The organism is Streptomyces sp. NPDC052301 (genome assembly GCF_044593395.1).
GTDB lineage: Bacteria > Actinomycetota > Actinomycetes > Streptomycetales > Streptomycetaceae > Streptomyces.
In genome coordinates this window covers 299867-314462 of the sequence record NZ_JBIUBE010000008.1, presented here as the reverse complement: position 1 = coordinate 314462, position 14596 = coordinate 299867, and the positions used below count along the sequence as shown (strand labels likewise).

Sequence of the window (14596 nt, the reverse complement as noted above, 5' to 3'; positions counted from 1 at the left end):
CTAGGTCAGAAGCGTGGTACGCACCGAAGGCAGCACTGACCAGAGGCTCCTGACGCGTACGTTCCGGCAACTACGGTCGAGGTGCAGTAACACCCCCGCCGCGCGGTGCGAAAAGAGGGCTTCCGACGTCGACTGACTGCCTATCAGCCGACTGGCATGACGCCAGAGGATCCCCACAACAGCCTCCCCTCAGCCCCAACGGGCACGGAGCGCTAAGGAACCGGCTCCGGACGCAGAATATCCATGGTTCCTACACGAAATGACACGCGTGCTGAAATCGTGATATTGCCTGGCAGGCAAGAGAGTCGGCCGCGCATCATTCCGTGCTCCCTGCAGGCCGCGTGCCAACTCTGGGAACGCGTGCTTCTGCTTGCCAGTCCGCCCGGTGCACACAGCCGCTGGCGCAGCCAGCACGGCCGGGACGTACTCGCCGATGCGAGTGCGCTGCCCTGCTGGACGCTCAGACCCAGCAGACACCGCAGGTCGGCAAGAGCTGCAGTGGAAGCGCGCTCCGTGCTACTGACCCCGGCAACCCTTCTCGCTCCGCTGGGTACTTACAGACTGCCCATGGACTACTTGTGGACGGAGCTTGCGCCATCCATCATCCAAAGGCCCGTGACCTGCGTGAACGCCGGAGCCTGCAACGGCCTCCGGAGCCGTGTGCGCAGGTTCGAATCCTGCCGGGGGCACCTCGAAGAAGGTGCCTAAAGACCCCGCCACCAGTGAGAACGCTGAGGACGGGGCCTTCGCGCATGTGCAGGCGTATGCCACTCGAAGCGGCCGTATGCCGGGGTCTGTGGACTATTCGTGGACAGGAACTGAGCCCGTCTGCCCAGGTCACAGGGGCTATTTTGGAACGGACGCCGCCCGGCGTGCCGGTCCCGCTCCAGCTCCGCGGCGCCGAATACGCTGCGGCTGGCTGCCACCCAGGGACGACTCTTCACGTCGGTCCGGACGGTACAGCCGACGCATGCAGGAAGGGGTGTGGCATGAGGTCTCCAGGCGTACACCTGCGCGAGATCACCGACGACAACCGGGATGCCGTTCGTGCCCTCCGCGTCCGACGCGACCAGAAGCGGTTCGTCGCCTCCGTGTCCAAGTCGCTCAAGCAGGCGGCACAGCACCCGGAGGCCAATCCCTGGTACCGCGGGGTGTACATCGGCGACGAGCCAGTCGGCTTCGTGATGCTGTCGTGGAAGCCGCCGGCTGGTCCTTACGAAGGGCGGCACTTCATCTGGCGCCTCCTCGTCGACAAGCGGCACCAGAGGCGAGGGATCGGCCGAGAGACTCTCACGCAGATCGCCGCCCTGGTTCGTGCTGACGGGGCCACCGAGCTACTGACCAGCTACGATCCCGGCGATGGCGAACCGTGGCCCTTCTACCAGAAGTTCGGATTCGAGCCCACCGGGGAGATCGACGACGGCGAGATCGTTCTGCGTCTCGTCTTCCCCGCCGAGTGAACTCATACAGGAAACCGCAGACAGTTTTCCGGTGGTCACCTGACTAGGAATTTGGTGGGCTTCGGAAGTCTGCCAGTGACCGACGCCCTGCGACCGGGACACGACGAAGCCCCCGGCCAGCTCGCGGACCAGGGGCTAATGGCTATGTGCCTCGTCACTCGTATTCGCGCAGCAGCTCTTCGATCTTGCGGTTGGCGATTTCCTGCCGTCCATCAATGCACTTGGCGTAGCGGCTCAGCAGCACCTCAACACTGTTGCCCGCGCGTTCGGCTACCTCGGTCGGATCCACCCCGGAGTTGAGCACATTGGCTCCCGCCCTCTCGTTACTCATCGGTGCTCGCGGCACACATCCGACGCACTCCCCCACCAAGGGCTGCAGTCACCTGCCGATGGCCCCGGTGGCGGCACTACCAGTCGGCAGCCACTGAGCCACCGCACTGAGCACCCGCACTGCGCGCCCGGCATGCTCACCTCAACATCCGCTCAACTTTGCCCACGGCATACCCACTGATCCCTAAGCTCCGTACTCGACCAAACCGAACGTTTCTTTGCACAACTGGGGGATAAGTGCGCCCACTTGCAGGTTCGGTGGTTTTCGCGAGTGCGGTGGTTCTGGGGGTTGCGACCCCGGCCCTGGCAGCAGACCCGTCGCCCGCGCCGACCACTACCGTTGCGGCACCTCAGGACGGCGATGACGCCAGTGACGGCCTGCTCCACACCGCTCCGCCGGCCACTCCGGAGGAGTCTTTGACCGACGCCCCGACAGACCCGGCGCTCGATGTCGAACCCGACCTCCCTGGCGGTGACTGCAAGCCGGGTCAGAAATGCCCCGCAGCAGGCGACTGCGACGAGAGCAAGTGGTTCAAGCCCGCTTCCCTGGGAGGCCAGTACCACAAGGGAATCGGCCCGAGTCAGTCGAACTACAACGGCAGTCGTGAGAAGGAGGACATGGACTTCACCGCCGAGGTCTCCGGGACTGTCGGCGTCTCCTACTCCGGTGAAATCACCACGAAGATCAGTGACGTGGTGACCGAAGTGAATATGAAGTTCGGTGCCTCGATATCGATGTCGATGACGGCCAAGCTCGGCAACACGGTGCACGTGAGGGACGTTCCTCCGCACAGGACCGTGCACGCCCAGTACGGCGTGTGGCGCAGGAAGTTCACCGGCACTGCCTACTGGCAGCATCACACCTGCTACCTGACGAAGAACAAGGTGACCGGCTACGGCCCCCTGCATGTGGGGTGGTACACGTGGGACAGCTGAACACAGCCATCCCGGTGAAACGACTGGGGATGGTCAGCGCCGTGGCCGTACTCGCGCTGACCGGGTGCACCGACACGACGTCGGACGGGCACCGGGCAACTCCCAGCACACCACCGGCCAGGACAGCTACGCCCGGCACACCGACGGCCAGTCCTTCGGCGACCGCGGACCCTCGCACTCCGCCTCAGCTCCCCGAGGCGGAGAAGGAGTTCGTCCGAGCAGGTGGAAGGACCGGACCGCACACGTTCCCCACGATCCCCCAGATCCACCAGGGCACCCTGGAAGTCGGGGTGATCTGTTCAGGTTCCGGAACCATCGACGTCAACGTCGGCTCGATCGTGAGCTACACCGTCGTCTGCGCGAACGGCGATCCCGGGCAGCTGAACGAAGTCGGCCTCAGGCACATCCACAAGAACGTCGCCGTATCGGTCACGACCAGGACGAGTGGAAAATGGGGACTCTCGATCGGATGGACGAAGGACATCGCCTCCTCCAGTTGAGCCCATGTGCGGCAGCGGCCCGTCGGCTGAGCCGGCGGCTGTCACCGTCGTCCACCCCACCGCCCCGATCGAGATCATGGATCGTTGGACCGAGGGCTGGTCGACGGACCGGTTGATCGATGACGCCGACGTGATCGAGGGCGTCCCTTTCATGCGGCTCGGCGACATCCTGCGGTGGAAGATCGCTGCCGGCAGGCCGAAGGACCGAGCCGATGTCGGAGCCGTCCGCCGTCTGTACCCTGTCCGGGCGGGTGAGGCCGAGCCGCAGTCCCCGCCTTCTCCGTCCGCTGCGCAGGCGTAGCGGCATCGCCCGGGATCAGCCGAGCAGGTGGTTGGACCCCGCGCGGCCCGCCGCTCCGGAACGGGCGGGCCGGCGCCTCGGGAGGCGCCGTCGCGGGGCACACGGAACCTACGCCGCAGGGGGCCAGAAGGGAAGACCCCTTTTGTGTGGTGGTCTGGACGACCGTTTTCTGCCGCCCTGCCCCCTACCCCCTACCCCCTACCTCCTGCCCCTGCCCCCGGCTCGCCCTCACGCCGTCCGCTTGCGTGACGCCGTCTTCTTCGTCGCCGTCTTCTTCGCCGTGCGCTTCGAGGTCGATGTCGAGGCCGAAGCCGTCGCCTTCTTCGTGCCCTCCGCCGTCTTGGACGTCGACTTGCGGGCCGTCGTCGTCTTCTTGGCGGCAGCCGTCTTCTTCGCCGTGGACGTCGACTTCTTGGCGCCCGTCTCCTTCGGGGCCGCTCCACGGCGCGGGAGGGGTCTCACCTCGGCCTCAGCGGCCGGCTCCCCCCGGGATTCCCGCGCCGCCCGCACGCTGTTCTCCAGGGCCGCCATCAGGTCCAGGACCTTGCCGCCGGCCGCCGGGGCGGGGGCCGCCGGTGGTGCCTCGCCGGAGGCCTTGGCCGCGATGACCTCCTCCAGTGCCTCCCGGTACTCGTCGTGCAGGTCCTCCAGGTCCACCTCGCCGAGGGTGTCCATCAGGGCGTCCGCGAGGTCGAGTTCCTTGTCGCGGATGGTGACGGAGGTGTCCGGGGCGACACCTTCGGGGGCTCGGACCTCGTCCGGCCACAGCAGCCCGTGCATGGCGATGGCGTCGCCGACCACCCGCAGCATGCCGAGGCGTTCCCGGCCGCGCAGTGCGTACTTGGCGATGGCGACCTTGTTGCTGCGCTTGAGAGCCTCCCGGAGCAGGGTGTACGGCTTGGCCGCGGGGGCTCCGCTCGCCGCCAGGTAGTAGGCCGCGTCCATCTGGAGCGGGTCGATGCGGTCGGCCGGTACGAAGGCCACGATCTCGATGGTGCGGGTCGTCGGGATCGGCAGGTGGGAGAGGTCCTCGTCGGTGATCGGGATGATCGTTCCGTCCGCGTCCTCGTACGCCTTGCCGATCTCTCCCTGGGTGACCTCGCGTTCCTCCAGCTCGCACACCTTGCGGTAGCGGATGCGCCCGTTGTCCTCGGTGTGGATCTGGCGGAAGGAGATCGCGTGGCTCTCCGTGGCGTTCACCAGCTTGATCGGGATGCTGACGAGGCCGAAGGAGATGGCGCCGTTCCAAATCGATCGCACGTGCCGCACCCTTCCTTCCGGTTTGCTGTGTTAGGCGAGTGAATATGCCGGGTTTTCTGGGATTGTCATCCTATGACGCCAATCACAGAGGTGGAGGGGCGGCGGCTCCCGCTCAGCAACCTGGAGAAGGTGCTGTATCCGGAGACCGGCTTCACCAAGGGAGAGCTGCTGCACTACTACGCGACCACCGCAGGCGCCCTGCTGCCGCATCTGCGCGACCGTGCCGTGTCCTTCCTGCGCTATCCGGACGGCCCCGACGGGCAGCTGTTCTTCACCAAGAACGTGCCGCCGGGTACGCCCGAGTGGGTCATGACCGCCGGGGTTCCGCGGTCGTCGGCGGACAGCCCGGCCCGGATGGTGGTGGTGCAGGATCTGCCGAGTCTGGTCTGGGCGGCGAACCTCGTCACCGAGTTCCACACCCATCAGTGGCTGGTGCAGTCACCGGACGAGGCCGACCGGCTGGTCTTCGACCTGGACCCGGGCGCGCCCGCGACCGTCGTCCACTGCTGCCAGGTCGCCCTGTGGCTGCGCGAGCGGCTCGCGGCGGACGGGATCGAGGCGTACCCGAAGACGGCCGGGTCGAAGGGGCTGCATCTGCTCGCGGCCGTGCGCGGGAGTTCCCCGGAGCGGACGAGCGAGTACGCGAAGGCGCTCGCCGTCGAGGCCGAGCGGGCCATGCCCCGGCTGGTGGTGCACCGGATGACGAAGAGCCTGCGGCCGGGGAAGGTGTTCGTCGACTGGAGCCAGAACGCGGCCCGCAAGACCACGGCCACGCCGTACACGGTGCGCGCCCGCCGGGTACCGCTGGTGTCCGCGCCGGTGACGTGGGAGGAGGTCGCGGACTGCCGGGACCCCGGGCAGCTGGCGTTCGAGGCGCTGGACATCGCGGCGCGGCTGCAGGACCACGGTGATCTGCTGGCGCCGCTGCTGGATCCGGGGGCGGCCGCCCCCTTGCCCTGATGAAGCGCCTGGCAAGGGGCCGCCTACACCCTCCCCCACGTCCCCCGGTCCCGTGCCATCCCGTGCAGCGCCTCCACGTCGGCCGGCTTCAGGACCCCGCCCAGCCGTGCCAGGCCCGCCAGCTCCGTGTCCCGCAGGATCCGTAGCCCCCGGGGCTGGAGGCTCACCGTCACCTCGGCCGGGCCGGCCAGGGCCAGGACCGGACGGACCTCGGCGGTGAGGGCGTAGGAGGCGCGGTCGGCGTCGGCGCGCAGGCGGCGCAGCAGGCGCTCGGGGTCGCGGCGGCCCACGGTGACCATGGGGTCGGCGACCACGACCTTGGCCTTGCGGGCGTACAGGGCGTGTACGGCGAACAGGCCGCCGGGGCCGATCAGCAGGTGGTGGATGCGGTCGCCGCCGGGGAGCGGGATCGAGTGCAGGGTGTGCCAGCCCGCGCCCTCGAGGCCGTCCAGGGCCGCGCCGACGGTCTGCTCGGCGGTCAGGGCGCGCCGGCGCGGATCGGGACGGAGCCGGTGGGCGGGGCCGGGGTCACGGTCGAGGGCGACGAGCAGGGCCTCGCCGGGGCGGTTGGGGGCGAGGTCGTCGTCCGGGTGGAGGGTCAGCCGGGCCAGTTCGGCGGGGGTCGGGACCGGGGGTGGGCCCACGGTCACGGGGCCGGTCAGGAAGGGTTTCAAGGCCTGGAGGATCTCGTCCCTGACGTCCTCGCCGAGCAGGTTGACCCGGCCCGTCTCTCGGTCGTACCAGGCGACATTGCTTCCGTCCGGTCGGCAGACGTACAGCCGCTCCCGACCGTGCCGGTAGGCCGGCACCACGCGCAGTCCGCTCATGCGCCATCACCCCTCGACCATGGGAACAGGCAGGGTGCTCCTGGGGCAAGACCGGTTACCTTGGATGACGGCCGGGTGTGGGGGAGTTGGGGAGGCGCCGTTGCGGAACCGCGCAGAGCAGCCCGAGGCACCGGCTGCGGAGAGCCCGTGGAGCGAGATCGTGTCCGGTCTGTGGCTGGGCGGGCACGAGTTCCGGGAGCGTTCTTCGGGGCGGGTGCGGTTCGTCGTCGTGCGCGACGAGTTCGATCTGGTGCAGTCACTGGTGCGGCGGCCCGGGCACGGGCCCGATCCGGGTGTGGAGCACCATGTGTGGCCGGTCCCGGACGGCCCGCTGGACGGGACGCAGCTCGCCGGGGTGATGCGCCTGGCGCGCGCGGTGAACGAGGCGCTGGACGCCGGCCGCCGGGTGCTGGTGCGCGGCGACCGCGGGTACAACCGTGCGGGGCTGGTCGTCGCGCAGGCCCTCGTGCAGCGGGGGCGCGGCGTGGAGGAGGCGGTCCGGCTGATTCGCGCCCGGCGATCGGCGTGGGCGCTGCACAACGAGCTGTTCGTGGAGTATCTGCGGGCGGGCCTGTCCACCGTGCGGCTGCTGGAGGAGCTGGCCGAGTAGCCTCTCTCCCAGCACCCGCCGCCAGGTGCACGAACAGGACCTCTCCGGACCTCCGCAGGAGCACCGTGCCAGCCCGTCGCCCCGTGCGCACCCGCCGCCTCGTGCGCGCCGCCCTCGCCGTGGCGGTCGTCGCCCTGCTGTCGGCGACGGCGACCGCCTGCGGGGACCGGGGCGGGCTGCAGGGCGCCGGTCCGACCGCGACCGCCGTCAGCCCCGCCAAGCTCTGGCCCGACCTCCGGCCGGCGTCCAGCCCGGCCTTCCCCTACGACGTGGCGGCGCGGGAGACCGTGAAGGGGATCCCGGTCCCCGGTGACGACATCCGGCGGGTGGATCCGGTGGACGTCGTCGAGGCGGAGATCGCGGCGCATCCCGACGACTACGGGTCCAAGGGTGCCTATCACGCGACGGTGGACCGGCTGAAGGAGTGCCGGCCGGGCGGGGACCGTGCGCGCTGCCCGCTGCTGAAGCCGTACTACCGGGACCTCACCGGCGACGGCCGCAGCGACATGACGCTCGGCTTCCGGCTGTATCCGACCAACCAGACGGCGGTGCGGGTCTACACCGTGGAGAAGCACAAACTGGTGCAGGTGCTGGCCGACAACGACGCGATCATCGGGGTCGAGCTGGCCGGCCGGGCGCTGATCGAGCGCTCGCCGGCGGACATCTCGGGGTACGAGTACCGCACGACCTGGGTGTGGGACCCGCAGCAGCGCGCGATGGTGTTCTCCCGCGACGAGTTCCTGCACACCGGAAGCGGCCGGCACGGCAAGAAGCCCTCCGGCTCCGCGTCGCCCTCCCCCTCCATCGCCCCGGCCCCGGGCCCGTCCGGGTCCCCGTCTCCTTCCGTCTCCCCCTCCGCGAGCGTGGGATGAGGCTCGGGATGCCCCAGTGGGCGGGGACGCTCGCGGTGAAGGCGGCCGCGTTCATCACGGTGATGTGCTGTGCGCTGGCCGCGCTGCTCGGTGTCCTGGTGCATGTCTCGGTGACCAACCAGACCGTCGGCCAGGCCCGCGACCTCGCGCTGTCCCGGCTGGCGGACGCCACGCAGGCGTACGAGGCCGGGGACGCGCTGCTGCCGGGCGCCGGCGTGGATCCCGAGGGGCTGCCCTCGCCGCTGCGGTCGCTGGCGGCGGCCGGGCAGCGCGGCACGATGGTGTCCAGGCACCGGGGACGCCCGACCATGTGGGCGGCCGGCCCGGCGGCCGGGCACCGGGCGCTGGCCGTGGAGGTCGACTACTCGCAGCAGTCCCGCACGATCGCCGGGCTCGACAACTCGATCCTGTGGTCCTCGGGGGTCGCCATCGGGGTGACGGTGCTGCTCGGGGTGTTCGCCGTGACCCGGGTGACCCGGCGGCTGCACGGCACCGCGCGGGTGGCCCGGCGGATCACCGCCGGGGATCTGGACGCGCGGGTGGACGACCCCCGTACGAAGGATCCGACGCGCCCGCAGGACGAGGTGGCCGTGGTGGCCGCCGCCCTGGACACCATGGCGTCGTCGCTGCAGAGCAAGCTGCTGAGCGAGCAGCGGTTCACCGCGGACGTGGCGCACGAGCTGCGCACCCCGCTGACCGGGCTGCACGCGGCGGCCGAGCTGCTGCCGGCGGGCCGGCCGACGGAGCTGGTGCGGGACCGGGTGGCGGCGCTGCGCACGCTGACCGAGGACCTGCTGGAGATCTCCCGGCTGGACACCGGGCGGGAGCGGCTGGAGGTGGACAGCGAGGAGCTGGGGGCGCTGGTCCGGCGGGTGGTGCGGGCGTCGGGCACGGACACGGAGGTGCGGGTCGTCGCCGACGCGTGGGTGGAGACGGACCGGCGGCGGCTGGAGCGGGTGCTGGGGAATCTGGTGGCCAATGCGCACAAGCACGGGGGTCCGCCGGTGGTGCTGACCGTGGACGGGCCCGTGGTGACCGTGCGGGACCACGGGGCGGGGTATCCGGGGTACCTGGTCGCGCACGGCCCGCAGCGGTTCCGTACCGAGGGCGGGGCCAAGGGGCACGGGCTGGGGCTGACCATCGCGCTCGGGCAGGCGGAGGTGCTGGGCGCACGGCTGTCGTTCGCGAACGCGGTGGACGGCGGGGCGGTGGCCACGCTGCAGTTGCCGGTGTCCGAGTAGTGCCCGCCCCCGAGGGAGCAGCACAGAGCGCACCCGCGACCGACGCCCCCTAGTGTGGCCAACAGGCAGGTCCCTCCCCTTCCAGGCCCGCCCGTCCCCGGAGGCCCCCATGCCCCTGCGCCCCCTGTCGCCACCATCGGGCCGGCGCCGCGCCGGTGCTGACGCGACCGCCGCGCATCGCGCACAAGACGCCCCATTTGGGTAGGTTCCGGGCATGACGAAGCCCGGAACCACCCTGGCGGCGGCCAAGGCTCCCGCACCCGCCGTGCGACTCCCCCGGCGCCGTGGCATCGAACTCTCCCTGATCGTGCTGGCCGTGGGGCTGTCCGTGTACGGGTACTGCGCGGTGGGGCTGGCGCGGACCGGCACCGTCCCGCCCGGTGCCGCCGTGTACGGCGCCGGGCTCGGGGTGCTCGCCCTGTGCGCGCATCTCGCGGTCCGCATCCGGGCGCCGTACGCCGACCCGCTGCCGCTGCCGATCGCGGTACTGCTCAACGGGCTCGGTCTGGTGCTGATCTACCGGCTGGACCTGGACACCCCGGGCGACCGGGCGGCCCCGGCCCAACTGGTGTGGTCCACACTCGGGGTGGGCCTGTTCATCGTCGTCGTCCTGCTGCTGCGCGACCACCGGATGCTCCAGCGGTACTCCTACGTCTGCGTGGTCGCCGCGCTGGGACTGCTCGCGCTGCCGATCCTCTTCCCGGCGGTCAACGGGGCGCGCCTCTGGGTCCGTGTCTCCGGGTTCTCCATCCAGCCGGGCGAGTTCGCCAAGGTGCTGCTCGCGGTGTTCTTCGCCGCCTACCTCGCCGACAACCGCAACGCGCTCGCGTACGCGGGCCGCCGGGTGTGGCGGCTGCGGTTCCCGACCGGGCGGGTGCTCGGGCCGATCGTGACGATCTGGCTGCTGAGCGTCGGCGTGCTGGTCCTGGAGCGCGACCTCGGCACCTCGCTGCTGTTCTTCGGGCTGTTCGTGGTGCTGCTGTACGTGGCGACCGGCCGCACCGGCTGGATCGCGGTGGGCCTGCTACTGGCCGTGGCGGGGTCGTTCGCCGTCAGCCGGTTCGAGCCGCACGTGGGCGGCCGGATCGAGGACTGGCTGGATCCGTTCGGCACGATCGAGGCCGGGCTGGGGCCGAACCAGCTGTCCCAGTCGCTGTTCGCCTTCGCGGCCGGCGGGGTCCTCGGCACCGGGCTCGGGCTCGGGCACTCCACCCTGATCGGGTTCGCCACCAAGTCCGACTTCATCCTGGCCACGGCCGGCGAGGAGCTGGGCCTGGCGGGTCTCGGGGCGGTCTTCCTGCTGTACGCGCTGCTGGTGGAGCGCGGCTACCGGGCGGGCCTCGCCCTGCGCGAGCCGTTCGGGCGGCTGCTCGCGGTGGGGCTCGCCTCGATCGTGGCGCTGCAGGTGTTCGTGATCGCGGGCGGGGTCACCGGGCTGATCCCGCTGACCGGCATGGCGATGCCGTTCCTCGCCCAGGGCGGCTCCTCGGTGGTCACCAACTGGGCGATCGTGGCGCTGCTGATCCGGGTGAGCCACTCCGCGCGCCGGCACTACGACGGGCAGGAGGCCCCGTGACCGAGTACGGCGGTTTCCCCGAGGGCGGGCAGCCGATGACCCGGTACATCCGGCACGCCTGCGCGTTCTGCGTGCTGCTGCTCGTGGCGCTGCTGGTCAACGCCACCCGGGTGCAGATCGTGCAGTCCCACGTCTACTCCGACAACCCGGCCAACCGGCGTGCCACGATCGCCCGTTACGCACAGCCGCGCGGGAACATCCTGGTCGGCGGCCGGCCGGTCACCGGGTCCGTGGACACCGGAGAGCAGCTGCGCTACGAACGCGCCTACCGCGACGGCCCGTTGTACGCCCCGGTCACCGGCTTCGCCTCGCAGACGTACGGCACCACGTTCCTGGAGCACACCGAGGACGGGGTGCTCTCCGGCACCGACCCGCTGCTGGCGCCGCTCGCGCTGTGGAGCGACGTGACACGCCGGCCGAGTCCGGGCGGGGACGTCGTCACCACCCTGAACCGGCGGGCGCAGGAGGCGGCGTACCGGGGGCTGGCCGGGCGCAAGGGCGCGGTGGCGGCGATCGAGCCGGACACGGGCCGGATCCTGGCCCTGGTGTCGAGCCCGTCGTACGACCCGGCCGTGCTGTCCGGCAACGGGGAGGCGGTGGCCTCGGCCTGGTCGCGGCTCAACCACGACCCGGAGAAGCCGATGCTCAACCGGGCGGTGCGCCAGACCTATCCGCCGGGGTCGACGTTCAAGGTGGTCACCGCGGCGGCGGCGCTGGACTCGGGGGTGATCACGGACCTGGACGCGCGGACGCACTCCCCCGACCCCTACCGGCTGCCGGGCACCACCACCCGGCTGACCAACGAGAGCGACGGCTGCGCGGACGCCTCGCTGCGGGCGGCCTTCACCTGGTCGTGCAACACGGTGTTCGCCAAGCTGGGTGTGGACGTCGGGGTGAACGCCATGGGGGCCACGGCCCGGGCGTTCGGGTTCAACGACAGCGGGCTGCGCGTCCCGTTCGCCGTCGCGCCCAGTACCTTCGACACGCACGTGGACCGGGCGCAGCTGGCGCTGTCCTCGATCGGTCAGTACAACACCCGGGCCACCCCGCTGCAGATGGCGATGGTCGCGGCGGCCGTCGCCGACGGCGGGCAGCTGCGCTCGCCGTACCTGGTGGAGCAGACCACCCGGCGGGGCGGCGAGACGGTCGCCGGGAGCGGGACGCATCCCGTCCGGCAGGTGATGAACCCGGCGACGGCGAACCGGTTGCGGGAGCTGATGACCGACGTGGTCCGCAGGGGCACCGGCACCCGGGCGGCCATCCCCGGCGCGATCGTCGGCGGCAAGACCGGCACCGCCCAGCACGGGATCGGCAACACCGGGGTGCCGTACGCCTGGTTCGTCTCCTGGGGGCAGGCCGAGGACGCGCTGGAGCCGGGGGTGGCGGTCGCGGTGGTGGTGGAGGACGCGGCGGCGAACCGGGGCGAGATCAGCGGCGGCGGGGACGCGGCACCGATCGCCCGGGATGTGATGCGGGCGGTCCTCAAGCGGTGAGGGACGGGCCTCCCCCACGGCCCTGGGGGTGGCGGGGGAGGTTCGAGCGGTACGCGGAGGTACGGCAGCGGTCAGCCGATCGGCTTGACCGCCTCGGAGCGCACCTTGACGGTCTGCCGGGCGAGCGACTCGAGGTCGACGTCCGACGGGTTCTGCGACAGCAGCGGCGTGTTCACGACGGCGACGGTGGCGCCCGTGTTGCCGTCGGCCCAGGCGCACATGGGCAGGGTGATCTTCGTGCCCATCTGCTCCTGGGTGACCACCTCACAGGTGACGGTGACAGCGAGGTGGAAGTCCTTCGCCGGTACGGCGACCTTGGCGCCGTCGCTCTCGGCGGCGCCCTTCATCATGTTCCTGCGGGCCGCGTCGGCGTTCTTGAACCGGCCGTACATGCCGGACACCACCATGGTGCCCTTGGTCGCGTCGCCGCCCACGTCGTAGCTGCCGACCACGCCGTGGGTGTCCTTGGCGTCCCAGGCGCCGTCGGCCTCGCTCTCGATCTTCTTGCCCTCGGTGTCGGAGAGGTCCTTGGCGAGGTGGTACTTCCCGTCGACCAGGGTCTCGGGCAGGGTGAGCTTGCTCTTCGCCTCGGGGAAGCCGCTCTCCAGGCCGGCCCCGATCGCGCCGAGCGCGACCAGACCGCCCACGAGGAGCACGACGACACCGCCGACGATCCCCAGGATCAGCCCGACCCGCCGCTTCTTCGGCGGCGGGGCCATGGGCGGCGCACCCCAGGCGGGGTACGGCTGCTGGGGGTACGGCTGCTGCTGCGGGTAGGGGGAGCCGTAGGGGCCGGGGCCCGGAGGCTGCTGGCCGTACGGGGCCTGCGGCTGCGGGGACTGCTGGCCGTACGGGTTCTGCGGGGGCTGCTGGCCGTAGGGGGACTGCGGCTGCTGCGGCGGCGGAGGCATGGACACGCCAGCACGCTACTGCACGCGGGTGACAGGCAGGGCACCGCACCCGGTACCGGTTCGGTACCGGCGGCGCCCGCCCCGCGTCAGCTCTCCCCCTCCCCCGCCCCCGACTCGATGGCCGCCTCCACCTCGGCCACCCGCTCCCGCTCCTCGGTGGCGAAGCGCTCCGCGTCCAACTGCTCGGCCAGTTCCTCGTCCTGGGCCATCAGCAGGTCCAGGTTGGCGTCGCCCAGCTCCAGGACGCCCATGTCGACGTAGGCCTGCTGCAGCCGCTTGCCCCACAGACCGATGTCCTTGACGCAGGGCACGATCCGGCTGAACAGCAGCTTGCGGAACAGCTGGAGGAACTCCGACCGCTCGCTCAGCGCCTCCGCCTCGGCCTTGGGGATGCCGAAGTTCTCCAGCACCTCGACCCCGCGCAGCCGGTCGCGCATCAGATAGCAGCCCTCGATGACGAACTCCTCGCGCTCGCGCAGTTCGGCATCGGTGAGCTGCCTGTAGTAGTCGCGCAGCGCCATCCGGCCGAAGGCCACGTGCCGGGCCTCGTCCTGCATGACGTAGGTGAGGATCTGCTTGGGCAGCGGCTTGTTCGTGGTGTCCCGGATCATCCCGAAGGCGGCCAGCGCCAGGCCTTCGATGAGCACCTGCATGCCCAGGTACGGCATGTCCCAGCGGCTGTCGCGCAGGGTGTCCCCGAGGAGCGACTGCAGGTTGTCGTTGATCGGGTAGACGAGCCCGATCTTCTCGTGCAGGAAGCGGCCGTAGATCTCGGCGTGGCGGGCCTCGTCCATGGTCTGGGTCGCCGAGTAGAACTTGGCGTCCAGGTCGGGCACCGACTCCACGATCCGCGCCGCGCAGATCATCGCGCCCTGCTCGCCGTGCAGGAACTGGCTGAACTGCCAGGAGGCGTAGTGCCGGCGCAGCTCGCCCTTGTCCTTCTCGGTGAGCTTGTCCCAGTACCTGGTGCCGTACAGGGACATCGCCTCCTCGGGTGTGCCGAGCGCGTCGTACGGGTCGACCTCCAGGTCCCAGTCGATACGGGTCTGCCCGTCCCACTGCTTGTCCTTGCCCCGCTGGTACAGGGCGAGGAGACGGTCGCGGCCGTCGTCGTACTCCCAGCTGAACCGGGCGGCGCCGGTCGCGGGCACCTCCCAGGGGGAGTTCGACGGCGTGGTGGCGTACAGGTCATGGGTCGGCATACCTCGCAGGCTCACACGTAGACGCGGAGTCAACAAGTCATGCGCAAGGGATTGACGACCTTGCTGACAAGCAGTCTCATAAGAGGCGGACGACGTACCCCCGGGTAACGAGGTGAG

The 14596-nt window shown here is 70.7% G+C and carries 14 protein-coding genes, 1 tRNA gene and 1 pseudogene; 11 read left to right on the top strand and 5 right to left on the bottom strand.

Annotation, left to right across the window (positions count from 1 at the left end):
* Positions 1–611: 611 nt before the first annotated feature.
* Together ACIHEJ_RS24310 and ACIHEJ_RS24305 are read left to right on the top strand one after the other, a co-directional pair.
* Positions 612–689, top strand: a tRNA-Ser gene (locus ACIHEJ_RS24310).
* 402 nt (positions 690–1091) lie between these two features.
* Positions 1092–1460, top strand: coding sequence for a GNAT family N-acetyltransferase (locus ACIHEJ_RS24305; protein WP_400138660.1), 369 nt, complete (start codon positions 1092–1094; stop codon positions 1458–1460).
* Between the two features lie 154 nt (positions 1461–1614).
* Here ACIHEJ_RS24305 and ACIHEJ_RS24300 read toward each other — a convergent pair.
* A pseudogene (locus tag ACIHEJ_RS24300) lies at positions 1615–1761 on the bottom strand (site-specific integrase); the annotation flags it as partial.
* 446 nt (positions 1762–2207) lie between these two features.
* Between ACIHEJ_RS24300 and ACIHEJ_RS24295 the strand changes: the two are divergent.
* From ACIHEJ_RS24295 to ACIHEJ_RS24285, 3 genes are all read left to right on the top strand, one after another.
* Positions 2208–2726 carry a hypothetical protein gene (locus ACIHEJ_RS24295; RefSeq protein WP_400138658.1) on the top strand — a complete coding sequence of 173 codons (519 nt, stop codon included), beginning with the start codon at positions 2208–2210 and terminating at the stop codon, positions 2724–2726.
* Between the two features lie 290 nt (positions 2727–3016).
* Positions 3017–3226, top strand: a complete 210-nt coding sequence (locus tag ACIHEJ_RS24290) for a hypothetical protein (protein ID WP_400138656.1) — start codon at positions 3017–3019, stop codon at positions 3224–3226.
* Between the two features lie 4 nt (positions 3227–3230).
* Positions 3231–3527 carry a hypothetical protein gene (locus ACIHEJ_RS24285; RefSeq protein WP_400138654.1) on the top strand — a complete coding sequence of 99 codons (297 nt, stop codon included), beginning with the start codon at positions 3231–3233 and terminating at the stop codon, positions 3525–3527.
* Positions 3528–3755: 228 nt separating this feature from the next.
* Here ACIHEJ_RS24285 and ACIHEJ_RS24280 read toward each other — a convergent pair whose 3' ends face one another.
* Positions 3756–4787, bottom strand: coding sequence for a Ku protein (locus tag ACIHEJ_RS24280; RefSeq protein WP_400138652.1), 1032 nt, complete (start codon positions 4785–4787; stop codon positions 3756–3758).
* Between the two features lie 72 nt (positions 4788–4859).
* Between ACIHEJ_RS24280 and ligD the strand changes: the two genes are divergently transcribed.
* On the top strand, positions 4860–5747 hold the full coding sequence (ligD, locus tag ACIHEJ_RS24275; RefSeq protein WP_400138650.1) for a non-homologous end-joining DNA ligase: 888 nt from the start codon (positions 4860–4862) through the stop codon (positions 5745–5747).
* A 23-nt stretch (positions 5748–5770) separates the two neighbouring features.
* Here ligD and ACIHEJ_RS24270 read toward each other — a convergent pair whose 3' ends face one another.
* Positions 5771–6574, bottom strand: a complete 804-nt coding sequence (locus tag ACIHEJ_RS24270; RefSeq protein WP_400138648.1) for a nuclease-related domain-containing protein — start codon at positions 6572–6574, stop codon at positions 5771–5773.
* Positions 6575–6674: 100 nt separating this feature from the next.
* Between ACIHEJ_RS24270 and ACIHEJ_RS24265 the strand changes: the two genes are divergently transcribed.
* From ACIHEJ_RS24265 to ACIHEJ_RS24245, 5 genes are all read left to right on the top strand, one after another.
* Positions 6675–7184, top strand: coding sequence for a protein phosphatase (locus ACIHEJ_RS24265; protein ID WP_400138646.1), 510 nt, complete (start codon positions 6675–6677; stop codon positions 7182–7184).
* Positions 7185–7249: 65 nt separating this feature from the next.
* A complete protein-coding gene (locus tag ACIHEJ_RS24260) occupies positions 7250–8056 on the top strand; it encodes a hypothetical protein (RefSeq protein WP_400138644.1) in 807 nt (268 codons plus the stop codon).
* A complete protein-coding gene (locus tag ACIHEJ_RS24255) occupies positions 8053–9297 on the top strand; it encodes an ATP-binding protein (RefSeq protein WP_400138642.1) in 1245 nt (414 codons plus the stop codon). The genes ACIHEJ_RS24260 and ACIHEJ_RS24255 overlap by 4 nt, the downstream gene beginning before the upstream one ends.
* 214 nt (positions 9298–9511) lie before the next feature.
* Positions 9512–10873, top strand: a complete 1362-nt coding sequence (locus ACIHEJ_RS24250) for an FtsW/RodA/SpoVE family cell cycle protein (RefSeq protein ID WP_400138641.1) — start codon at positions 9512–9514, stop codon at positions 10871–10873.
* Between the two features lie 35 nt (positions 10874–10908).
* Positions 10909–12366, top strand: coding sequence for a penicillin-binding transpeptidase domain-containing protein (locus ACIHEJ_RS24245; protein ID WP_400138876.1), 1458 nt, complete (start codon positions 10909–10911; stop codon positions 12364–12366).
* Between the two features lie 71 nt (positions 12367–12437).
* On the opposite strand, the gene ACIHEJ_RS24240 is transcribed toward ACIHEJ_RS24245, so the two are convergent.
* Together ACIHEJ_RS24240 and ACIHEJ_RS24235 are read right to left on the bottom strand one after the other, a co-directional pair.
* Positions 12438–13277, bottom strand: a complete 840-nt coding sequence (locus tag ACIHEJ_RS24240) for a hypothetical protein (protein ID WP_400138875.1) — start codon at positions 13275–13277, stop codon at positions 12438–12440.
* Between the two features lie 86 nt (positions 13278–13363).
* A complete protein-coding gene (locus ACIHEJ_RS24235) occupies positions 13364–14479 on the bottom strand; it encodes a ferritin-like domain-containing protein (RefSeq protein ID WP_400138639.1) in 1116 nt (371 codons plus the stop codon).
* Between the last annotated feature and the right edge of the window lie 117 nt (positions 14480–14596).

Coding starts and splice junctions, on each gene's coding strand:
- ACIHEJ_RS24240 (WP_400138875.1), bottom strand. CDS start 13,277: ATGCCTCCGCCGCCGCAGCAGCCGCAGTCCCCCTACGGCCAGCAGCCC.
- ACIHEJ_RS24250 (WP_400138641.1), top strand. CDS start 9,512: ATGACGAAGCCCGGAACCACCCTGGCGGCGGCCAAGGCTCCCGCACCC.
- ACIHEJ_RS24235 (WP_400138639.1), bottom strand. CDS start 14,479: ATGCCGACCCATGACCTGTACGCCACCACGCCGTCGAACTCCCCCTGG.
- ligD (WP_400138650.1), top strand. CDS start 4,860: ATGACGCCAATCACAGAGGTGGAGGGGCGGCGGCTCCCGCTCAGCAAC.
- ACIHEJ_RS24255 (WP_400138642.1), top strand. CDS start 8,053: ATGAGGCTCGGGATGCCCCAGTGGGCGGGGACGCTCGCGGTGAAGGCG.
- ACIHEJ_RS24285 (WP_400138654.1), top strand. CDS start 3,231: ATGTGCGGCAGCGGCCCGTCGGCTGAGCCGGCGGCTGTCACCGTCGTC.
- ACIHEJ_RS24270 (WP_400138648.1), bottom strand. CDS start 6,574: ATGAGCGGACTGCGCGTGGTGCCGGCCTACCGGCACGGTCGGGAGCGG.
- ACIHEJ_RS24245 (WP_400138876.1), top strand. CDS start 10,909: ATGACCCGGTACATCCGGCACGCCTGCGCGTTCTGCGTGCTGCTGCTC.